Here is a 21,953-nt window from a genome sequence, read left to right on the forward strand (position 1 = left end):
GAGCGCCTCGGCACTTGATTGTGCTGCTCGAAACAGACAAAACGAACAGACAAAAAGGCCCCGCAGAGAAATCTTTGCGGGGCCTTCTCGTTGTGCGCTGCGGACTAGTGGCCCTCAGCCGCCAGCTTGGCAATGCCGTCGAGGATGATCTGGTCAGCCTCCGCTGCGTCGCCCCAGCCTTCGGTCTTGACCCACTTGCCCGGCTCAAGGTCCTTGTAGTGCTCGAAGAAGTGCTCGATCTCCTTGCGGGTGTACTCCGGGATGTCGTTGATGTCCTGGATGTGCTCCCAACGCGGGTCGCCGGCAGGAACCGCGATGACCTTGGCGTCTGAGCCGCCGTCATCGGTCATGTTGAAGACTGCAACCGGACGAACCGAGACGCCGACGCCAGGGAAGAGCGGGTAGTCGAGGAGCACGAGCACGTCGACGGGGTCGCCGTCGAGGCCCAGGGTGTTCTCGAAGTAGCCGTAGTCGGTGGGGTATACGAAGGTCGTGTAAAGAACGCGGTCGAGGTATACGCGACCGGTTTCGTGGTCAACCTCGTACTTGTTGCGGCTTCCGCGCGGGATTTCGATTACTGCGTCATATGCGGCCATGGCCAGGTTTCTCCTTTGTTGGCGTCCTGTCGGGTGATGCAAAGCATTCAGACAGGACTTCGTGCTCGAAGTCTGCGGATAACGTTACTGGATGGAGTCTGAACGCCGCCCACGACTGAGCCCCGCTATCGCCGACATCCGACGGGCGATACGTGATGTGTTGCCTGCGGCCGGGGAGTCGGTCCTCGTCGGGTTGAGCGGGGGAGCAGACTCACTCGCCCTTGCAGCCGCTACTGCGTTCGAGGCGACCAGGGCACAGGTCGCTGCTGGCGCGGTCATCATCGATCACGGTTTGCAGCACGGATCAGCGGATGTCGCATCCGCTGCCGCTCAGCAGGCACAAAACCTGGGGCTTGACCCCGTCATCGTGCGCAGAGTCCATGTCTCGGACGCACCGGGGGGCGAGGGTCCAGAGGGAGCAGCCCGTTCTGCGCGTTATGCGGCATTCGACCAGATCCTCGACGAGACCGGGGCATCATCACTACTGCTCGGCCACACCCTTGACGACCAGGCAGAGACGGTGCTGCTGGGATTGGCGCGTGGCTCAGGAGCGACAAGCCTGCAGGGGATGGCATCCGAAAGTGGCCGTTACCTGCGACCGATGCTCGCGATCCGTCGAGAACAGACCAGGCAGTTCTGCTCAGACTCAGGCCTGACGCCATGGAATGACCCGCAGAATGCCGATCCCCGGTACGCCAGGGTGCGGGTGCGTCAGAACGTGCTTCCGGTGATGGAGGCAGAGCTCGGACCCGGCGTTGCAGAAGCGCTGGCCAGGACTGCTGCCCAGCTGCGTGAAGATTCGGCGGCACTCGACGAGATGGTGCTCGAATTCATCGAGGAGATCTGCGAGCCGGCCGAGGCGGGCATTGCGATTTCGGTAGGAGCGCTCGAGGCGAATCCGCCCGCGTTGCGACAGCGGATCATCCGTTTCGTCGTCGAGAGCGAGTTCGGCGTGTCGCTTGAACGCGTGCACACATTGGCTGTTTCGCGGCTCGTCACCGATTGGCACGGGCAGAAGGCACTCGACCTGCCAGGCGTTAGAGTTAACAGGCAGGATGGGCTGCTGGTTTTTACCGCGCAGCGCTAGGTGCTGTGCGGCAGCGCCGCACCACTTTGAACCGAGTCGAGTAAAGGAAATTTCCGTTCCATGGAACCACGCGACATTGAAGGCGACCTCACCGAGATTCTGATCGAGGAGGACGAGATCCGCGCCAAGCTCGCCGAACTCTCCCGCCGGATCGAAGCCGACTATGCAGACAAGGATGTTCTCCTTGTCGGTGTGCTGAAGGGCGCGGTCATGGTTATGGCCGACCTGGCTCGTGAACTTCAGATCCCCATCACGATGGACTGGATGGCCGTCAGCTCGTACGGCTCAGGCACCGAGTCAAGTGGCGTCGTGCGCATCCTCAAGGACCTCGACACCGACCTCACCGGCCGCCACGTTCTTATCGTCGAAGACATCATCGATTCAGGCCTGACCCTGTCGTGGCTGATGGCCAACCTGAACTCCCGTGGCCCGGAATCCATTGAGATCTGCGCGCTCCTTCGCAAGCCAGAAGCTGCCCGCGTCGACATCGATGTGAAGTACTTCGGCTTCGACATCCCCAATAAGTTCGTCGTCGGCTACGGCCTCGACTACAACGAGAAGTACCGCAACCTACGCTCGGTTGGCATTCTCGCGCCGCACGTTTACTCGTAACCGAGAAAACTCGAGTTCCCCTCACGGCGAACATACGGCGAGCATTCAGGGGTGGGACGGTAGCCTGTGAGAACCATGAACGTCAAGAAGCTTCTGCGCGGGCCGCTCCTCTACATTGTTCTCGCCATCATCGCTGTATGGGTGGGTTCCAGCCTGCTCACCATGTCTGGATTCAAAGAGATCTCGACCCAACAGGGTCTTGAGTTTCTGAAGGATGGCAAGGTGGCTGAGGCCACCATCGTCGACGGCGAACAACGTGTCGACCTCACGCTCACCAAAGCCGACGAAAAGCTCGGCAACCAGGTGCAGTTCTATTACGTCGCACCGCGTGGCACCGAGGTCGTCGAGGCGGTGACCGCGGCGAACCCGAAGGACGGCTTCACCGACCAGGTGCCGCAGTCGAACTGGTTCCTCTCTCTGCTCGGCATCCTGCTTCCTGTGCTGCTGATCGGTGTGTTCTTCTGGCTGATGCTCTCTGGAATGCAGGGCGGCGGCAACAAGGTCATGCAGTTCGGCAAGTCCAAAGCCAAACTCGTCTCCAAGGAGAGCCCGCAGGTCAGCTTCTCTGACGTCGCCGGTGCCGACGAGGCGATCGAAGAACTGCAAGAAATCAAGGACTTCCTCAAAGAGCCCGCGAAGTTCCAGGCCGTCGGTGCCCGTATCCCGAAGGGCGTGCTGCTGTACGGCCCTCCCGGAACCGGTAAGACGTTGCTCGCGCGCGCCGTTGCTGGTGAAGCCGGCGTGCCCTTCTACTCGATCTCCGGTTCTGACTTCGTCGAGATGTTCGTCGGTGTCGGTGCAAGCCGCGTTCGCGACCTGTTCCAGCAGGCCAAGGAGAACGCCCCGGCCATCATCTTCATCGATGAGATCGATGCAGTCGGTCGTCACCGTGGTGCCGGCATGGGTGGTGGCCACGATGAGCGTGAGCAGACCCTCAACCAGCTCCTCGTGGAGATGGACGGCTTCGACGTCAAGGCCAACGTCATCCTGATCGCTGCGACGAACCGTCCAGACATCCTTGACCCCGCGCTGCTTCGTCCTGGTCGCTTCGATCGTCAGATCGGTGTCGACGCACCCGACATGCTCGGTCGCAAGCGCATCCTCGAGGTGCACGCCAAGGGCAAGCCGATGGCGCAGGGCGTCGACCTCGAAGTGCTGGCTCGCAAGACGCCGGGCTTCACTGGTGCAGACCTGGCCAACGTGCTCAACGAGGCTGCTCTGCTCACCGCTCGCTCAAACGCCCAGCTGATCGACAACCGTGCCCTTGACGAGGCAGTCGATCGCGTGATGGCCGGCCCGCAGCGTCGCACGCGCATGATGCGCGACGAAGAGAAGCTGATCACCGCGTACCACGAGGGCGGACACGCCCTGGTGGCAACGGCAATGAACAACACCGACCCCGTTACCAAGATCACGATCCTCCCGCGAGGGCGCGCACTCGGTTACACGATGGTCATGCCGCTCGAAGACCGCTACTCGGTCTCACGCAATGAACTGCTCGACCAGCTCGCATACGCCATGGGCGGCCGCGTCGCAGAAGAGATCATCTTCCACGACCCGACGACCGGTGCATCGAACGACATCGAGAAGGCGACATCGACCGCACGCAAGATGGTCACCGAGTTCGGTATGAGCGCCGCTGTCGGCCCGCTCAAGCTGGGCCAGGCATCCGGCGAGATGTTCCTCGGTCGCGACATGGGCCACCAGCGCGACTACTCGGAGCGCCTCGCAGAGCGGGTCGACGCCGAGGTACGCGAGCTGCTGGAGAACGCGCACGACGAGGCGTACCTGGTGCTCAACGAGAACCGTGAGATCCTCGACAAGCTGGCCGCAGCGCTGCTGGAGCACGAGACGCTCGACCAGCACGCTCTCGCCGAAATCTTCGCCGATGTGAAGAAGCTGCCGCCGCGTCCGCAGTGGCTCTCCAACGCAAACCGCCCGGTGTCTGACATCCCGCCGATCAGCATGCCGCATCCAAAGGCACCGATCGACGGGGGTGCAGTCGACGGCGGCATCGACAGCGGGTCCACCGAAGAGGAATCCAAGCCCTCGCGCGCACCCGGTCGCGCCCCGCGCCCCGCAACCGCGTAGGCGTCGCGTGGCTGTCGATAAGGCACGCATCGAAGCGGCTGTTGCCGACATCCTCGCCGCAATCGGCGAGGATGTCGGCCGGCCCGGTTTAACGGCCACCCCGCGCCGGGTGGCCGAATCCTATGCCGAGTTCTTCGGCGGGCTTGCGCACGATCCGCTTGACCACCTGCGGGACACCGTGCCCGTCGGTCCGCTCACGGGCGAGCTTGTGCTGCTGCGCGACATCGAGTTTCGCTCGGTGTGCGAGCATCACCTGCTACCGTTCCTCGGCCGGGCTCACATCGCCTACCTGCCGGGGGAGCGCGTCGTGGGTCTCGGACGTATTCCAGCTGTCGTCGACACGCTGGCTTCGCGGCCCCAGATGCAGGAACGCCTGACAGAAGAGATCGCCCAGGCGCTGCAAGACGGACTCGCGCCTCGTGGTGTGCTCGTTGTGCTTGATGCGGTGCACGGTTGCGTGTCGATGCGGGGCGCACGCCAGCCCGAGAGCTCGACAGTGACGATGGCCAGCCGTGGTCAATTGCAGGATCCCGTAGCCAGGGCCGAGATCATGGCCCTGATCGGACGCTCGTCGTGACTCTGGTCATGGGAGTGCTGAACGTCACTCCCGATTCCTTCAGCGACGGCGGGCGCTGGGCATCGACGGATGCCGCCATCGCGCACGCCATCGCCCTGCAGGCCGAGGGCGCAGACCTCATCGACGTCGGTGGAGAATCCACCAGGCCAGGCGCCGGTCGAGTTGCGCCGGTCGACGAGCAGGCACGCATCATCCCGGTGATCGAAGAACTCTCCAGGCGAGGGCTCATGATCAGCGTTGACACACTCAACTCCTCGACCGCTGAGGCCGCAGCTGCTGCGGGCGCACATATCATCAACGACGTTTCTGGTGGTCTTGCCGACCCGGCGATGGCATCCGTTGCCGCCGCGACAGGCCTGCACTACATCGCGATGCACTGGCGTGCGCACGCCCAGGAGATGGACCGGATGACGCACTACGACGACGTGGTCGTCGACGTACGAACCGAACTCTCTGCCAGGGTTGACGCGTTGCTCGCCGCGGGAATGTCGGCCGATCGCATCATCCTTGACCCCGGTCTTGGTTTCTCGAAGGTGACCGAACACAACTGGGAGATTCTGGCCAGGCTCAACGAGTTCGATCAGCTCGGATTGCCCGTGATGATCGGCGCCTCACGCAAACGCTTCGTGGCCAGCGTGCTCCCCGCTGATGCGCAGGTGCTCGAGCGCGATCTGCCTACCGCGGTCATCAGCGTTTTAGCTGCCCAAGCCGGCGCCTGGGCCGTTCGCGTGCACGACGTTGCCGGAACGCGCACCGCTTTGTCCGTGCTTGCACGGGTCGGCTCCGCAAGAATGGACTCATGACCTCTACGCCGATCGCCGATTCCATCACGTTGACCGGCTTACGTGTCAACGCTCACCATGGTGTCTACGACTTCGAGCGGGAAAACGGTCAGGACTTCGTCATCGACGTCACGGTGTGGCTCGACTTCGCTCAAGCGGCCGGATCCGACGACATCGCCCAGACAATCCATTACGGTGAGCTGGCTGTCGAGGTGACCGAGGCCGCACGGCACAATCCGGTCGACCTCATCGAGACGGTGGCCGAGCGTATTGCCGGCGTCGTGCTCGCTCACGCCGTTGCGCAGCGCGTACAGGTGACAGTGCACAAGCCCAGCGCGCCGATCGAGGTTCCGTTCACCGACGTCTCGGTGCAAATCACCCGCGAGCAAATCACGCGCGAGCAGACCACCCGCGAGCAGACCAGAGACGAATCGGAGGCCGTGGCATGACTCCGATTCCCCGACCCAACATCCGAATGGATGCCGCGCCCGTGACGGCTGATACCGGCGTTGACGCTGATGCCGGCGCTGACGTCATCCTGGCGCTCGGCAGCAACCTGGGAGACAGCGTTGCCACACTCGCGCTGGCCATCAGGGAGATTGCCGACATCGAGGGGTTCGAACTGACGCGTATCGCGCCCCTGTACGAGTCGGCGGCCGTCAAACTGCACGGAGTCGACACTGAGGCGCCACGCTACGTGAACACCGTCGTCGCCGGTTGCTACACCGGTGAGCCCAAGCAACTCCTCGCCGCGATCAATGCCATCGAGAACGCCAACGGCCGAGTCCGCACCGAACGCTGGGGCGACCGCACGCTCGACATCGACATCATCGTCATTGACGACGTACGCAGCGACGACCCCGACCTCACGATCCCGCATCCGCGTGCGGTAGAGCGCGATTTCGTGCTCGTGCCCTGGCTCGATGTCGATCCGGATGCGGTCCTGCCCGGGCAGGGGCGAGTGTCAGACCTGCTCAGCCAGCTGCAGATCACCGTCGTACCGCTCGAAGGAACAGCCACGTGAAGCGCACCCATCCCACACCCGTGATCGCGCTGGCCCTGGCGGGCCTCGTCATCGGTTTTTTGATCGACCTCGGTGCAGCCTCGTTCGGCCTGCCCATTCTGGTGCCGCCGCTCACCCTGCCGCTGACCCTGGCCGTCATCGGCATCCTGATTGTGGTGCTGGCGTGGCCGATTCGCCGTTCAACGAGGGACAAAACTCGTCCACCCGTGAATCCGTTCGTCGCCCTGCGCATTGCCGTGCTCGCCAAAGCGTCAAGCCTGAGCGGGTCGCTTGTGCTCGGAATCGGTCTGGGAATCGCGCTCTATGTACTCACCCGTTCGGTCGTTCCTGCGCTCTCAACCCTGTGGCTTGCCCTCGCAACTGCCCTGGGTGCTGCCATACTGCTGGCCGGTGGCCTGATCGCGGAGCACTTCTGCACGCTGCCGCCGCGCGACGATGATGACCAAAATCGGGGAGATATCAGTGGCTGACGAGTTCACGCCTGAGCCGCACACGTCCGGCAACGCAACGAGCGGTCGTCTCGACCTGATCGACGTCGGTGTCTGGAAGCGGGTGTCCCCGAAGTACCTCGTCGTCGAAATCGTCGGCACTCTGCTCTTCGGCCTCATTGCCTGCGGCGTCGCAGCGTTCCTGTGGCTGGTTGCCGAGCAGACGTGGGCGCTCATCGCCGGCGCTGCTGTCGCGCTCATCACGATCATCACCCTCATCTTCGAACCGCGCAGGTTGCGCTCGATCGGCTATCAGCTGCGCGCAGATGACCTGCTGTTCCGTCGCGGCATCATGTTCCAGCGATTTGTCTCCGTCCCATACGGTCGGATGCAGCTGGTCGACATCACGCGCGGTCCAATCGCCCGTTGGTTGGGCCTGGCCGACCTCAAATTCGTGACGGCCGCAGCTGCCACCGGCGTCGTCATCCCAGGGCTGCCCGAAGCGGATGCCGAAGAACTGCGCGACCAGCTCGTCGCCCTGGCCGAGAGCCGTCGGGCGGGGCTGTGAGCGCCGTCGTCGACGGTGACTGGCACCGTCTGCATCCAGCGACTCCGCTGCTGCGTGGCGGCATCTTCATTGTCGCCATCCTCGGCTTCGTCATCGCGAATCTGCGTGAACGCCTGCTCGACGTCTTCTTCGGAGTTCCTGGCTACGAGGGTGATCCCATCGACGAGATCATCAGGCGCGGAATCATCGGCTGGGTACTGCTCGGAATTGCTGCTGTGCTCATCATCATCCTGATTGTCTTCTATCTGTCGTGGCGGATGCACACGTTCCGCATCACAGACGAGGTGGTCGAGGTTCAAAGCGGGATCCTGTTCCGCAGCCACCGCAAGGCCAGGCTCGATCGCATTCAGGGCGTGAACATCGTCCGCCCACTGATTCCACGAATCGTCGGCGCCGCACGCCTGGAGGTCAGTGTCGCGGGGCAGGACGCCAACGTGTCGTTGGCCTACCTCCGTTCGGCGCTGTCCGACGACCTGCGACGCGAGATCCTGCGGCTTGCATCGGGTGCCAGGCAGTCGGCATCCGGTGCTGTGACCGCAGTCGCCGAGCAGCCCGCAATCGTGGCCGGCACCGCCGCAGAAATGGGCTCTGAACCGAACGCCAATACCGTGGCAGCGGCCGGTTCCCGTGCAGCAGAGTTCGGCACACGGATCGGCGGATTCGCCTCCGATCGGCTGAATGACTTCATCACGCCCGAACTTGATCCGGACACTGCGCCCCCGGAGTCCGTGGTGCGCATCCCGCCGCTACGCCTGCTCGGCTCGCTCGTCTTCAGCCCATTCACCGTGTTCCTCATCGCGGCCGCGATAGCCATCATCGTGAGTGTGTCGACGGGCACCAGCGGCTGGCTGCTCATTGTGCTCGTGCCCGGCATTATCGCCAGCGTCACTTACTACTTCTCCCGGTTCACCAAATCACTGCAGTACAGCATCGCTGGCACGCCGGACGGGGTGCGCGTCGGTTTCGGTCTGCTCTCGACAAGCAGCGAGATTCTGCCGCCCGGACGCATCCACGCAATTGAGGTCTCGCAGCCCATCCTGTGGCGGCCGTTCGGCTGGTGGCAGGTGCGCATCAACACTGCTGGACACTCGACGACCAGCGGCGCCGCCGGTCAGGCGAACACGACGACGCTGCCCGTCGGTAACGCTGCAGACGTGGCCAAGGTGCTCGAGCTCATCCTTCCCGGCTTTGACGGGGATGAGCAGCACGCTCTGATCAGCCTGGGGATGACCGGAACAGGAGCAGAGGGCGGCTTCACCAACGCTCCACGCCGGGCCGCCTGGCTACGCCCATTCTCGTGGCGACGCACGGGATACTCGATCAATCGGGGTGTTGCGCTCATCCGTCGCGGAGTCGTCTCCCGCGAATTGATCCTCGTGCCGCTGGCCAGGCTGCAGAGCGTGCGTGTCGACCAGGGACCGGTCGAGCGGATGTTGCGCCTCGCGTCGGCGCACCTGCATACGGTAGTCGGACCCGTGAATGCCAGGCTTCCGGTGATGGATGTCGCGGAGGGCGAGCGATTCTTCGGCCTGATGGCGGTCGGCGCGGTTGAATCCGCGCACTCCGACACCAGCCACCGCTGGAACCAGGGTTTCGCTGAGGCGTCGGTCGACACCGCCGCGGTCACCACGGGTGAACCTGCTGCTATTGATCCGGCACCGGCTGACCTGGCATCCGTTGACCCCGTCGATCCAGCGGCTGATGCCGCTGAGCGGCACGCACAGACGCACCACACCACTGACTGACCTGGAGTACCTGACATGAACACCCGTCCCGGACGGCTCGGCATCGGAATCATCGGCGCCGGCCACGTCGGACCCATCCTGGGAGCGGCACTTGCCGGTGCCGGCCACGCGATCATCGGCATTTCGGCGATCTCGCAAGACAGCCGCGACAGGGCAGAAGCGATCCTGCCAGCCGTGCCAATCCTGCCCATCCCCGAGATAGTCGAACGCAGCGAACTGGTGATCCTGGCGGTGCCTGACGACCAGCTCGAAAGCCTGATCAGCGGTTTGGCGGCGGCCGGAACCTGGCAGCAGGGTCAGCTGGTGCTGCACACCTCGGCTCGGTACGGCACCGCTGTGCTGCAGAGCGCATTCGCCAGTGGCATCATCCCGCTGGCCATTCACCCAGCGATGACCTTCACCGGAACCAGCATCGACATCGCACGGCTCTCAGACAGCTACTTCGCGGTTACGGCACCGACCCCTGTGCTTCCGATCGCCCAGGCCCTTGTCGTCGAAATGGGCGGGGAACCCGTCGTGGTCGGTGAAGCGGATCGCGCGAGCTATGCCGAGGCCGTCGAGACCGCCACAGCGTTCGCCACCTCGATCGTCGAACAGGCAACGAGCCTGTTGTCCGGCATCGGCATTGAACGTCCTGGAGCGGTGATTGCGCCGCTGGTCAGGTCGGCTATGGAGAACGCCCTCGCCCGCACCAATCACGACGCGACCGACAGGGCGCTGCTCGCCGAGCTCGCTGACTTCGGCAGCGCGGCGGACGACTTCGGCATCCCGGGGGACAATGGATACCGTGCGCCGGGGTTGCCCGGCACGCCAGACCCATCAGCAACACCAGATCCAGATTCATCGGAGGACCAGTGACCGAGCCCCGCACCCCCGAGGTGGTCGGCAGCATTGTCGACCTGCGCGAACGTATTGCGCAGGCACGGGCCGCAGCAATCGCAGAGGGTGGTGCCGGCCGTGTCTCCCTTGTTCCGACCATGGGAGCCCTCCACGAGGGGCACCTTTCGCTGGTCGCCCGTGCCGGTGAGCTCGCCGATGTCGTCGTGGTCTCAATCTTCGTCAACCCGCTACAGTTCGGTGATCCCACCGACCTCGACCTGTACCCGCGCACCCTCGACACCGATGTCGCGAAGCTGACTCCAGCAGGTGTCGACTTCGTCTTCGCCCCCACTGCCCGCGAAATGTATCCGAACGGCGCCAGCGGCACCACTATCACCGCCGGTCCCGTCGGCTCGCTCCTTGAAGGCGCATCGCGACCCGGCCACTTCGACGGTGTGCTCACCGTCGTCGACAAGCTCATCAAGATTTCAGGGGCGGATGTCGTCCTGTTCGGTCAGAAGGATGCCCAGCAGGTTTTCCTCGTGCAGAGCATGGTCACCGACCTCAATACCCCCGTGCAGATCGAGGTTGTTCCAATAGTCCGGGCCGATAATGGGTTGGCTCTGTCGAGCCGCAATGCACGGCTCAGTGAGGCCGAGCAAGACGGTGCGCTGGCGCTGAATGCTGCGCTGGCAGCGGCATCCGCTCACTACGGCGCCGCAGCCGATGCACTCGCTGCTGCGCGTGCGGTCATTGAGGCACAGCCACTGGTTAAACTGGACTATCTCGTTGTCGTGCATCCGGAGACATTCCTCCCGGTTGACGACGACTATCGCGGGCCGGCTCGGATGCTGGTTGCAGCGCTGGTCGGCGGCACGCGGCTGATTGACAACACCGCACTCGGCACCACTGATCCCGACTTTTCCTAATCACCACAACCGCTGGTTCACGGGTATTTCGCCCCTGATACCGACCGACGGAGAACTACATGAGCGACACGAACACCACTCCTGCACAGCCGACCGAGCCCGAGCTGACCGAGGACGAAATCTCGGAACAGAAGGCTGTGCGGTTGGCCAAGCGCGAGCGCTTGAACGCCGCCGCAACGTCGCTCGGTGGCGGCGCGTACCCGGTGTCCGTGCCGGTCACCGACACCATCCCTGCCGTGCGTGCACGCTTCGGAGACCTGGAAGCCGACACCACCACCGGTGTCGTTGTCGGCCTCGCGGGACGCGTCGTGTTCCTTCGCAACACCGGCAAGCTCTGCTTCGCCAGCCTGCAGAGTGGCGACGGCAGCCGCATTCAGGCGATGGTGTCGCTCGGTGAAGTGGGCGAAGAGTCCCTCGCAGAGTGGAAGGCACTCGTCGACCTCGGTGACCACGTCTTCGTCTCTGGTGAGGTCATCTCCTCACGTCGCGGTGAGCTGTCGATCATGGTCAAGGAGTGGCAGATCGCGGCCAAGGCTGTGCTTCCGCTGCCGAACCTGCACTCCGAACTGAACGAGGAGACTCGCGTTCGCAGCCGCTATCTCGACCTCATCGCCCGCGAGCAGGCCCGCTTCAACGTGATCGCCCGTTCGAAGACAGTCGCAAGCCTGCGCGCCACATTCACTGCTCTCGACTTCATCGAGATCGAGACGCCGATGCTGCAGACAATGCACGGTGGGGCATCCGCTCGTCCGTTCAAGACCCACAGCAACGCGTTCGACACCGAGCTGTTCCTGCGCATCGCGCCGGAGCTGTTCTTGAAGCGCGCTGTGGTCGGCGGCATCGACCGCGTGTACGAGATCAACCGCAACTTCCGCAACGAGGGTGCTGACTCCACGCACTCGCCGGAGTTCGCAATGCTCGAGGCGTATGAGGCATACGGTGACTACAACTCGATTGCAGACCTCACCCAGAAGTTGATCCAGGATGCCGCAGAGACTGTCTCAGGCAGCCACGTCGTCACCTGGGCCGATGGCACCAAGTTCGACCTCGGCGGCGAATGGGACCGCATCAGCATGTACGACAGCCTCAACGAAGCTGCCGGCACGTCGTTCACGCCTGAAACCCCGATCGCTGAGCTCAAGGCACTCGCCGAGCGAGAAGAGCTGGAGATCGACCACCCCATCCACGGCAAGTACGTCGAAGAGCTCTGGGAGCACTTCGTCAAGGGCAACCTCGTGCGCCCGACCTTCGTGATGGACTTCCCCGTCGACACCAGCCCGCTGGTGCGTGGCCACCGCTCGATTCCGGGCGTCGTCGAGAAGTGGGACCTCTACATCCGCGGCTTCGAGCTGGCCACCGGCTACTCCGAGCTCGTTGACCCCGTCATTCAGCGTGAGCGCTTCGTCGAGCAGGCACGCCTTGCTGCCGGCGGAGACCCTGAGGCCATGCGCCTCGACGAAGAGTTCTTGCGTGCGCTCGAGCACGGCATGCCGCCGACCGGTGGAATGGGCATGGGCATCGACCGCCTGCTCATGGCGCTGACCGGCCTCGGTATCCGCGAAACAATCCTGTTCCCCCTGGTGAAGTAGGTCATGATGAGCTTCTTGCGTAAAGACGATTTCGAGCCTGAGAAGAAAAAGGGCGACGGATCCGGCGATGGCGAGAAGAAGGGCCCATCGATGAACCGGATCGCGATCTGGGTTGTCGTCGGTGCTGTCGGCCTGTACATGCTTGGGTCTGGCCTGATCGGCATTCTGGGTAAGTAATTCGGCTGCGGTTGTCCTGTAGCTCGGGTCTGTCTGTCGACCTGGCGGGCAGCCGGTATCGAGAACAGGACGGATCCGGCATCCGCTGTCGTAAACAGGACGCATCGCGCCCTCTGCGCGGGTTTGTCCTGTATTCGCGACGCGATATGTATCGGGCGTGCGGTCCCTCCACGGCGATGGCGGCACGGGAGTAATCCACCGGTTGCGGAGGTCAGTGACGCGTGGATTCTCTGGCATCGATACTCAGCGGATGCAGCGTTCACTCACCCGCGACATAGTCCGGTTCGACGGAATCGCGACCCGCTCTCAGCTGAGACGCCTTGGCTATTCGCAGCGCGCCATTCTGAAAGCGATCGAAATCCGCGAGCTCTGGCCGGTCGGCCGAAGTTGGCTGGTGCACAGCAGTGCGCAGCGGCAACCGATACGTGCGGTGGCCATCGGCGGCCGGTTGGCGGCAGCGTCCGCATTGGTCAGCTACGGGGTGTGGGTCACATACACGTCCGGCCTGTGGGTGGCTTCGCCGCAGACCGCGAGCAGGCTGCCGCTGATGCAATTAGATGAACACCGGCTGTGGTGGCACGAGCGGTTTCCGGTCACTGACGACAAACTCTGGCGGATGTCGCTGCGTGACTCGCTCGCGCAGTTCGCTCGGATCGGCGCGGCCGAAGATGTGATCGCATCCTGTGACAGCGCGCTGAACTCGGGGCTGTTAACCAGGGAAGAATTGGCCGAGGTCTTCAACCGATTGCCGCGCAGAATTCGGCAGCTACTCGCGCTGGTAGACGGAAAGGCCGAGTCCGGACTCGAGACGTTGCTGCGGCTCGCCGCACTCGCCCAGGGCTGGACTGTCGACATCCAAGTGAGGATCGTCGGGGTCGGTCGTGTCGATCTCGTGATTGACGGCTGGCTGGTGATCGAAGCGGATGGCGCCAAATGGCATGACGACGACGTCTCGCGCGATGAGGACAGTCGGCGCGAAGCTGAACTGATCTTGCGGGGGTATCGATGGCATCGGTTCCGCTACCGGCAGGTACTGGAGCAGATGCCGCTCTGTATGGAGGTCATCCGGACGATTCTGGCGAGCGGACGGCCTGCACAGCCTGCTGAGTCGCAATTTGCAACAGTCCGTTTGTAGTGTCGGCGCGACGTCACGAAAACAGGATGGATGGGGCATCCGCTGTCGTAAACAGGACGGATCGCGATCTCAGCTGGGTTGTGTCCTGTATTCGCGACAGGCGACCAGGCCCGCGCGACCAATGCAGAGCCGCAGTGAGCAGTGGTCAACTAGGCGGAGCCGCCTCGCGTTCGGTCAAGCTGAAACGCTCAGGCTATTCAGCGTATCCTTAGGGTGTTATGGATAATTTCTGGGCTAACGCGCTGTGGTCGCTTGCGCCGACCGTTCTGGTCGGGCTGGCTTTCTGGCTGATCATGCGGTCGATCATTCATGCCGATCGCAATGAGCGTAAGGTCTACTCCCAGATCGAGGCCGAAGAGCGCGCGCGCCTCGGACTCGATAAACCAGCCTCCTAGCTCCGTGGACGGCTGGAATATCACGACCATAACAATTCTGGTCGCCCTATTCATCGACTTTGCTATTCGCGTCATTGCCGTCATCGTTGTGCCGCGCAACCGCCGTCCCACTTCGGGCATGGCTTGGCTTCTCGCGATCTTCTTCATCCCATACGTTGGTGCCCTGCTGTTCCTGCTGATCGGATACCGCACGCTTCCGAAGAAGCGGCTGGCCAAGCAGGACGAGATCAATCAGTTCATCCTCGACAGCACCGACGGTATGGAGCGAGTGAGGCGGGATCATCCGTGGCCAGGCTGGTTGGAATCGGTCGTTGAGCTCAACCGCAACCTCGGAGCGATGCCGCTCGTCGGGGACAACAACGCGAGCCTGCTCAGCAGCTATGAGGGCACGTACGCCGCAATGATCGACGACATCGACAAAGCCACGAACTTCGTGCATGTCGAGTTTTACATCATCGCTTTCGATAAGACGACAGCCCCCTTCTTCGATGCCCTGGAGCGCGCCGTCAAGCGCGGTGTGACCGTGCGAGTGCTGCTCGACCACCTGCAGTCGAAGCGGCAGGTGGGATACCGACGCACGTTGAAGCGCCTCACCCGCGCCGGTGTGCTGTGGGAGCTGATGCTTCCCGTCCAGCCGCTCAAGGGCAAATGGCAGCGTCCTGATCTGCGCAATCATCGCAAGCTGCTCATCGTCGACGGTGAGATCGGCTACATGGGATCGCAGAACATCATCGATCGCAGTTATAACGCGCGCAAGAACATCCGTCGCGGTCTGAAATGGAAAGACCTGATGACGCGCCTCGACGGGCCGATCGTCGCCGGGCTGAATGCTATTTTCATCACCGACTGGTACAGCGAGACCGATGAGCTGATCACGCGCAGCGTCGAGCCGATCGGGCCACGCAATGTTCCTGATGCCCTCGACTGCCAGGTCGTGCCCAGTGGCCCCGGGTTCAAGGGCGAGAACAACCTGCGCCTGTTCCTTGCGCTGCTGTACTACGCGCAGGAACGCATCATCATCACCAGCCCGTATTTCGTGCCTGACGAGTCGATCATGTATGCCATCACGACGGCCACCCAGCGCGGCCTGCACGTGGAGCTCTTCGTCTCGGAGATCGGCGATCAGGCGCTCGTCTACCACGCTCAGCGCTCGTACTACGAGGAGCTGCTGCGGGCCGGCGTCAAGATCTACATGTACAAAGCGCCATACATCCTGCACGCCAAGCACTTCACGATCGACGATGAGGTCGCGGTCATCGGATCGAGCAATATGGACATGCGTTCGTTCAGCCTCAACATGGAAGTGTCGCTGATGGTGCGTGGCAAGTCGTTCGTGTCAGAATTGCGCGCCGTCGAAGACGGATACCGTGCCGACAGCCGTGAACTCACCCTCGACGAGTGGATGAAGCAACCGTTGCGCTCCACAGTGCTCGACAATCTGGCTCGCCTGACCTCGGCTGTGCAGTAGCGCTTTCCCCCTGTGCCGGGTGCCGCTCCTGTGGGGGCGGTTTGCGCCGAGAGTCGCCGTTTGGGCTGAGTGTCGCCGTTGCCGCGGCGATTCTGGGCAGTATTGGCGATTCTCGAGCGCCGGTAGTCGAGGGTGTAGGCGCTTTAGCCGCGCGGCTTGAGCCGCACGGTCGGCAGCGTTGGCGCCGGCAGCGGCGCACCGGGGTAGCCGGCAACCGCGCCGAAGTGACCCGCGGCATCAGCTCCGGCGATGACCTCTGACTGCCACGCTGCCCTGAAGGCAACGATCTCTTCATGGCTGCGGCCGATGAAGTTCCACCACATCACGATCTGCTCGTCGAGCGGTTCGCCGCCGATGAGCAACAGGCGTGCGGGAGTGGCGCCCGTCGCGATGATCAGGGTCTCGGCGCCCTGCGCCCGATACCCAATGGAATGGCGGGGAACGGGTTCGTCGTCGACGGTGACCTCACCGGTGTCCACCAGGACACCGTGCTCGAAACGCGGATCGACCGGCAGGGCGATTTCAGTATTGGCCGGGACATCGATCTGCGCGCCGACGAGAGGGCTGAACGTTGTCGCAGGGGAGATATGCCCGAGCAGACTGCCGAGGAACACGCTCACCTGTGCACCTTGATGCTGCAGCACGGGCGGCGCGTACCGCTCGAAGAATGGGGCGACGTGTCGAGACGCGTCAGGTATGGCCGTCCAGAGCTGGGCGCCGTGCAGCACTGCCGTCTGCGGCGTTGAGACCTCGGAGTGCTGCACCCCGCGGCCAGCGGTCATCAGGTTGAGCTCGCCGGGCCGCACGAAGGCGTGCGCCCCGGTGGAATCGCGGTGTTCTATATCGCCGGCGAACAACCAGCTCACCGTCTGTAGGCCCGTGTGTGGGTGGGGTGGCACGTCCATGCCGCGGGTGGTGACATCATCCGGTCCGTAATGGTCGACGAAGCACCAGGCGCCGATCAGGGAGCGGGAGCGCTGGGGCAACGTGCGTCGCACTGTCATCGCCCGCGGGCCGCCGAGCGGCACCATACGTGGCTCAAGAATCTCAATACCGTCGGCCGCTGCCGGGGTGTCGAGGCAGATGCGTTCGACGGGTTCGGTCTCGAGATTGCTCATGAGGGCAGCATATTCGTCACGGGCGCGACAGTCACCGTCTGTGCAAGAAGGAGCGGATGCCTGGCACCGTGGCCGGTAGCGTGCCCAACGGAGCGCTGTGGATGGCGCGCTCAGCCCGGCTTCGTGGTTTCTGCGGGGCGGTCAGGTTCGCCAGGCTCGCCCATTCGCGGCAGGGGGGTGGTGGGGCCTGTCGCTGCTTGTCGGGGTGAGGTCGGAAGCCCATCGAGAATCTCGGTGGTGCGGTTGGCGGGGTCGGTATCCGCTTCAGGTGCGATTACCCCGCCAGACTCAGCAGGCCGGGCAGACGCGCCTGACCCGCCACGACTGCCACGGCCCCGCGGACTGTGGTGCCCGCCGGTCGAGCCGGTGCCCGGAAGGCCCGGATCGCCTGGATCACCTGGATTTCCCTGATTACCCGGATCCGCAGTATTCGCCGGTCCGACGGAAACCGGTCGCAGCAGCAGTTCGAGCAGCAGTATCAGGATCAGTGCGATGACAGCGGTCCAGATGATCACCGGCACGGTGAGCGGTCGCCAGAACAGGATGACGGCCGCAACGCACAGGGCGATGATGACCCGAATCCAGCGTCGTCCACGGTAGAGGAACTCGCCGAACCGACCCGTGGTGATGCCGTTTCGCTCTGCGCTGGTGCGCAGCTTGGCTGCGGTGGAGACAGTCGCCCGACGGATGCTCGCCGAGCCGCGGAACGGGCCGGCCAGGTACGCCACTATCGCCAGTCCAATGCCGACGACGCCCACCGAGATCGTTGTATTGGTGATGAACGGAAGGATGGCGTCATAGATGGAGCGTGCGGCGTTAGAGGGGATGTACGCGGGAGACACGGAGCCCACAAACAGCACGCGGCCAACGGCGATGCCGCTGCCGAGGATCAGCATCATGAAGGCGAGTCCGACGCCGGTCCAGATCAGGGCGCGAGCCCGCTTCTTCGCGATCAGCACGCCGGCGGCCATCAGCACGATGCTGATGATCGGCAGCCAGTAGCCCAGCGCATTCAGGATGGTGTATCCCGTCCTGGCCTGGAGCAGGCCGTCGGCTTGTGCGATCACGATCGTGCGATCAACCTCGGGGATGTTCGCGGCGAAGGTGAGCCCCTGTGAGACCAATTGGTCCTTCACGGCGGCGATGACGGGTTTCAACTGGATGCCCAATTCACCCTTGTCATTCAAGACCAGCGCCGACGAGGTGTTACCTTCCAACACGTTGAGGAGTTGGGTGTGAGTAACCTGCAGCGTCCGTTGCCAGAGGTCGGCAAACGCTGGCGATTCAATGACCCGCTCTGTTGCGCTCCGCACCAGGGACTGCATGCCCTCAACGGCTGGTTGCTCCAGCAGTTGCAGTGCCGAGGCCGCGCGCGGCGGCAGATTCAACGATGCGATGCCGTCGAAGACGTCTGCGGCGATTGCCTTGAAATCGACGTTCTCGTTGACGACCTTTACGATCTCATCGACGAGTACTGACTGCACGGCTGGGTCGTCTGCCAACGGTCCGAGCGTCTCGACGAACCGCGTGGTATCCGTCACTTCGGCCTTGACCCACGACGCGACGACAGCCGTCGGCGAGAGAAGCACGCCGAGAATTATGAGGATGGCGGCAACAGGTGCACGCCAGCGTCCGGGACGCGGCGGGGCGGGCGCGAGCACGATCGGGGGTGCGCCACTCAGCAGTTGTTTACGCAGCAGTTCGTTTTCGGCGAGAAGCTGCCTGACCTTGTCGTCGGGATCTGCTAGGTCTGGGCTGGTCTGCTCGTCTGGCCGGTCGGTGTTCGCCATCTGAATGCTCCATCCAGTTCGTCGATCACGCCGACGTTTCTCCCGAGACTGCCACTATCGCGCATCCTGGGCAACGATCGAGGAGATTTACGCGCTTGCGCGTGGGCCATAACCTGAGTGAACCTCGGGAATAGATCGGTGCCCATCACGCCGGGAGCGAACAGGGGCATGCAAGAGGGCAAACGCTGGTTACTCTCGATGTATCGGCGCCATAACTGCCCAGGTGCCAAGGGAGTATTCATATGTTTGAGAGATTTACCGACCGAGCTCGTCGCGTCGTCGTTTTGGCCCAGGAAGAGGCCAAGATGCTCAACCACAACTACATCGGTACTGAGCACATCCTGCTCGGACTGATTCATGAGGGTGAGGGTGTCGCGGCGAAGGCTCTGGAGAGCCTTGGCATTTCCCTCGACGCTGTGCGCGAGCAGGTCCAGGACATCATCGGTCAGGGCCAGCAGCAGCCGACCGGACACATCCCCTTCACTCCGCGTGCCAAGAAGGTGCTTGAGCTGAGCCTCCGTGAGGCGTTGCAGCTCGGCCACAACTACATTGGCACCGAGCACATTCTTCTCGGCCTGATCCGCGAGGGCGAGGGTGTCGCAGCCCAGGTCCTGGTGAAGCTCGGCGCCGACCTCAACCGGGTGCGCCAGCAGGTCATCCAGCTTCTCTCTGGCTACCAGGGCAAGGAGCAGGTACAGGTCGGAGCGAATGAGCAGACTGGATCCCAGGCGGGCAGCCAGGTCCTCGACCAGTTCGGTCGCAACCTCACGCAGGCCGCACGCGACAACAAGCTCGATCCGGTCATCGGCCGTGAGAAGGAAATCGAGCGGGTCATGCAGATCCTGTCTCGCCGCTCGAAGAACAACCCTGTTCTGATCGGTGAGCCCGGCGTTGGTAAGACCGCAGTTGTCGAAGGCCTCGCGCAGGCCATCGTCAAGGGCGATGTGCCCGAGACGCTGAAAGACAAGCAGCTCTACTCACTCGACCTCGGTTCTCTCATCGCCGGTAGCCGCTACCGCGGTGACTTCGAAGAGCGCCTGAAGAAGGTCACCAAGGAGATCCGCACGCGCGGTGACATCATCGTCTTCATCGACGAGATCCACACGCTCGTCGGTGCCGGTGCCGCTGAAGGCGCAATCGACGCTGCCAGCATCCTGAAGCCGCTGCTTGCCCGTGGTGAGCTGCAGACCATCGGTGCGACCACGCTCGACGAGTACCGCAAGCACTTCGAGAAGGATGCCGCGCTCGAGCGCCGCTTCCAGCCGATCCAGGTCGCTGAACCGTCGTTGGCGCACACCATCAACATCCTTAAGGGTCTGCGCGACCGCTACGAGGCCCACCACAAGGTGTCAATCACCGACGGTGCACTCGTGGCAGCTGCGAACCTGTCCGACCGCTACGTGTCTGACCGCTTCCTGCCCGACAAGGCAATCGACCTGATCGATGAGGCCGGCGCTCGCCTGCGCCTGTCGATCCTGTCGAGCCCGCCCGAGCTGCGCGAATTCGACGAGAAGATCGCCGTTGTTCGCTCCGCCAAGGAGACCGCCATTGAAGACCAGGACTTCGAGAAGGCTGCCAGCCTGCGCGATGAGGAGAAGAATCTCCTCGGCGAGCGTCTGCGCCTCGAGAAGAAGTGGAAGTCGGGCGACGTCAAGACCACAGCTGTCGTCGACGAGGGCCTGATCGCCGAAGTTCTCGCTCAGGCGACCGGCATCCCCGTCTTCAAGCTCACCGAGGAAGAGTCCTCGCGCCTCGTCTTCATGGAGAAGGCACTGCACCAGCGCGTCATCGGTCAGGAAGAGGCCATCTCGGCCCTGTCCAAGACCATCCGTCGCACCCGTGCAGGTCTGAAGGACCCGAAGCGTCCGTCCGGTTCGTTCATCTTCGCCGGCCCAACTGGTGTCGGAAAGACCGAGCTTGCCAAGGCGCTCGCCGAGTTCCTGTTCGACGACGAAGCCGCCATGATCTCGCTCGACATGAGTGAGTACGGCGAGAAGCACACGGTCTCGCGACTGTTCGGTGCCCCTCCCGGATTCGTCGGCTTCGAAGAGGGCGGCCAGCTCACCGAGAAGGTGCGCCGCAAGCCGTTCAGCGTCGTGCTGTTCGATGAGATCGAGAAGGCTCACCCCGACATCTTCAACTCGCTCCTCCAGATTCTGGAAGAGGGACGTCTGACGGATGGTCAGGGTCGCGTCATCGACTTCAAGAACACCGTGATCATCATGACCACCAACCTCGGCACGAGGGACATCAGCGGCTCGCCCGTTGGCTTCCAGCTCGAGGGTGACACGGCCACCAGCTACGACCGCATGCGCGGCAAGGTGAACGAAGAGCTGAAGAAGCACTTCAAGCCCGAGTTCCTGAACCGTGTTGACGAGATCATCGTCTTCCCGCAGCTGTCGAAGCCCGAACTGCTGCAGATCGTCGACCTGTTCATCAAGCGCCTCAGCGAGCGGATGCTCGACCGCGACATGACCGTGGAACTCACGCTCCCGGCCAAGGAGCGTCTGATCGAGGTCGGCTTCGACCCGACACTGGGTGCTCGTCCGCTGCGTCGTGCGATCCAGCACGAGGTGGAAGACCGCCTGTCGGAGAAGATCCTGCACGGCGAGCTGAACGCTGGCGACCACGTGCACGTCGACTTCAAGGACGGCGAGTTCATCTTCACCACGACGGCGCGTGACAACGCGGTGTCGGTGGGCGTCAACTCATCCGCTGCACTGGGTACGGGTTCGGTCACACCGGACCTCGCCATCACCAGCGACTAAGCAGAGCGCTCACTCCGAATACGAAGGGCCCGGCGGTTTCGACCGCCGGGCCCTTTCGCGTGCCCGCGCCAGTCGAGGCAGCCGCCCGCCGTCTCAACCTCGAGAATCACCGCTACGACCGAGGGTCGCCGTTGCAACGGGGACTCTCGGCGCAAACGGGGATTCTCGGCGAGCGGATGGCATCCGTCGTGAGAGCGGGGCGGCTCGCACTTCTAGACTGGAATCGTATTCAGCACATTCGCAGTTATGAAAGGA

Annotated in this window: 21 protein-coding genes; 18 read left to right on the top strand and 3 right to left on the bottom strand. The window is 63.3% G+C overall.

Translation table 11 applies throughout. From position 1 onward, the window contains the following. Positions 1-104: 104 nt before the first annotated feature. Positions 105-596, bottom strand: a complete 492-nt coding sequence (gene ppa, locus ACMT3I_RS15310) for an inorganic diphosphatase (RefSeq protein ID WP_414805383.1) — start codon at positions 594-596, stop codon at positions 105-107. Positions 597-687: 91 nt separating this feature from the next. On the opposite strand from ppa, the gene tilS reads away from it, so the two are divergent. From tilS to cls, 17 genes are all read left to right on the top strand, one after another. Then, positions 688-1,683 carry a tRNA lysidine(34) synthetase TilS gene (tilS, locus tag ACMT3I_RS15315; protein ID WP_414805384.1) on the top strand — a complete coding sequence of 332 codons (996 nt, stop codon included), beginning with the start codon at positions 688-690 and terminating at the stop codon, positions 1,681-1,683. 60 nt (positions 1,684-1,743) lie between these two features. After that, a complete protein-coding gene (gene hpt / locus ACMT3I_RS15320; RefSeq protein WP_414805385.1) occupies positions 1,744-2,295 on the top strand; it encodes a hypoxanthine phosphoribosyltransferase in 552 nt (183 codons plus the stop codon). Positions 2,296-2,370: 75 nt separating this feature from the next. Beyond that, complete coding sequence (gene ftsH / locus ACMT3I_RS15325) at positions 2,371-4,386, top strand: ATP-dependent zinc metalloprotease FtsH (RefSeq protein ID WP_414805386.1); 2,016 nt, start codon at positions 2,371-2,373, stop codon at positions 4,384-4,386. Positions 4,387-4,393: 7 nt separating this feature from the next. After that, positions 4,394-4,963 (top strand): GTP cyclohydrolase I FolE, encoded by a 570-nt coding sequence (folE, locus tag ACMT3I_RS15330; RefSeq protein ID WP_414805387.1) that lies wholly within the window; start codon positions 4,394-4,396, stop codon positions 4,961-4,963. Then, positions 4,960-5,766, top strand: a complete 807-nt coding sequence (gene folP, locus ACMT3I_RS15335) for a dihydropteroate synthase (protein WP_414805388.1) — start codon at positions 4,960-4,962, stop codon at positions 5,764-5,766. The genes folE and folP overlap by 4 nt, the downstream gene beginning before the upstream one ends. Next, complete coding sequence (folB, locus tag ACMT3I_RS15340; RefSeq protein ID WP_414805389.1) at positions 5,763-6,194, top strand: dihydroneopterin aldolase; 432 nt, start codon at positions 5,763-5,765, stop codon at positions 6,192-6,194. Before folP ends, folB begins: the two co-directional genes overlap by 4 nt. After that, entirely contained in the window at positions 6,191-6,769 is a 579-nt protein-coding gene (gene folK, locus ACMT3I_RS15345; RefSeq protein ID WP_414805390.1) for a 2-amino-4-hydroxy-6-hydroxymethyldihydropteridine diphosphokinase, read from the top strand. Before folB ends, folK begins: the two co-directional genes overlap by 4 nt. After that, on the top strand, positions 6,766-7,239 hold the full coding sequence (locus ACMT3I_RS15350) for a DUF3180 domain-containing protein (RefSeq protein ID WP_414805391.1): 474 nt from the start codon (positions 6,766-6,768) through the stop codon (positions 7,237-7,239). Before folK ends, ACMT3I_RS15350 begins: the two co-directional genes overlap by 4 nt. Beyond that, positions 7,232-7,765: a PH domain-containing protein gene (locus ACMT3I_RS15355; RefSeq protein ID WP_414805392.1), complete on the top strand. Its 534-nt coding sequence runs from the start codon at positions 7,232-7,234 to the stop codon at positions 7,763-7,765. Before ACMT3I_RS15350 ends, ACMT3I_RS15355 begins: the two co-directional genes overlap by 8 nt. Continuing rightward, positions 7,762-9,510, top strand: coding sequence for a PH domain-containing protein (locus ACMT3I_RS15360; RefSeq protein ID WP_414805393.1), 1,749 nt, complete (start codon positions 7,762-7,764; stop codon positions 9,508-9,510). The genes ACMT3I_RS15355 and ACMT3I_RS15360 overlap by 4 nt, the downstream gene beginning before the upstream one ends. A gap of 15 nt (positions 9,511-9,525) precedes the next feature. Continuing rightward, positions 9,526-10,368 carry a Rossmann-like and DUF2520 domain-containing protein gene (locus ACMT3I_RS15365; protein ID WP_414805394.1) on the top strand — a complete coding sequence of 281 codons (843 nt, stop codon included), beginning with the start codon at positions 9,526-9,528 and terminating at the stop codon, positions 10,366-10,368. Further along, on the top strand, positions 10,365-11,258 hold the full coding sequence (gene panC, locus ACMT3I_RS15370) for a pantoate--beta-alanine ligase (RefSeq protein WP_414805395.1): 894 nt from the start codon (positions 10,365-10,367) through the stop codon (positions 11,256-11,258). The genes ACMT3I_RS15365 and panC overlap by 4 nt, the downstream gene beginning before the upstream one ends. Before the next feature lie 59 nt (positions 11,259-11,317). Then, positions 11,318-12,847 (top strand): lysine--tRNA ligase, encoded by a 1,530-nt coding sequence (gene lysS / locus ACMT3I_RS15375; RefSeq protein WP_414805396.1) that lies wholly within the window; start codon positions 11,318-11,320, stop codon positions 12,845-12,847. 3 nt (positions 12,848-12,850) lie between these two features. Continuing rightward, entirely contained in the window at positions 12,851-13,024 is a 174-nt protein-coding gene (locus ACMT3I_RS15380) for a hypothetical protein (RefSeq protein ID WP_414805397.1), read from the top strand. 250 nt (positions 13,025-13,274) lie between these two features. Next, positions 13,275-14,159, top strand: a complete 885-nt coding sequence (locus ACMT3I_RS15385) for an endonuclease domain-containing protein (protein ID WP_414805398.1) — start codon at positions 13,275-13,277, stop codon at positions 14,157-14,159. A gap of 218 nt (positions 14,160-14,377) precedes the next feature. Then, the gene (locus ACMT3I_RS15390) at positions 14,378-14,554 is read left to right on the top strand and encodes a hypothetical protein (RefSeq protein WP_414805399.1); all 177 of its coding nucleotides are present in this window, start codon (positions 14,378-14,380) and stop codon (positions 14,552-14,554) included. 4 nt (positions 14,555-14,558) lie between these two features. Beyond that, the gene (cls, locus tag ACMT3I_RS15395) at positions 14,559-16,022 is read left to right on the top strand and encodes a cardiolipin synthase (protein WP_414805400.1); all 1,464 of its coding nucleotides are present in this window, start codon (positions 14,559-14,561) and stop codon (positions 16,020-16,022) included. Positions 16,023-16,165: 143 nt separating this feature from the next. On the opposite strand, the gene ACMT3I_RS15400 is transcribed toward cls, so the two are convergent. Next, a complete protein-coding gene (locus tag ACMT3I_RS15400) occupies positions 16,166-17,140 on the bottom strand; it encodes a pirin family protein (RefSeq protein ID WP_414805401.1) in 975 nt (324 codons plus the stop codon). A gap of 110 nt (positions 17,141-17,250) precedes the next feature. Further along, entirely contained in the window at positions 17,251-18,930 is a 1,680-nt protein-coding gene (locus ACMT3I_RS15405) for a hypothetical protein (protein ID WP_414805402.1), read from the bottom strand. Positions 18,931-19,172: 242 nt separating this feature from the next. Here ACMT3I_RS15405 and ACMT3I_RS15410 point away from each other — a divergent pair, with 242 nt between their 5' ends. Next, the gene (locus tag ACMT3I_RS15410) at positions 19,173-21,698 is read left to right on the top strand and encodes an ATP-dependent Clp protease ATP-binding subunit (RefSeq protein ID WP_414805403.1); all 2,526 of its coding nucleotides are present in this window, start codon (positions 19,173-19,175) and stop codon (positions 21,696-21,698) included. The last annotated feature ends 255 nt before the right edge of the window (positions 21,699-21,953 follow it).

This window comes from Leifsonia sp. A12D58 (genome assembly GCF_047530025.1).
Taxonomy (GTDB): Bacteria; Actinomycetota; Actinomycetes; order Actinomycetales; family Microbacteriaceae; genus Cryobacterium.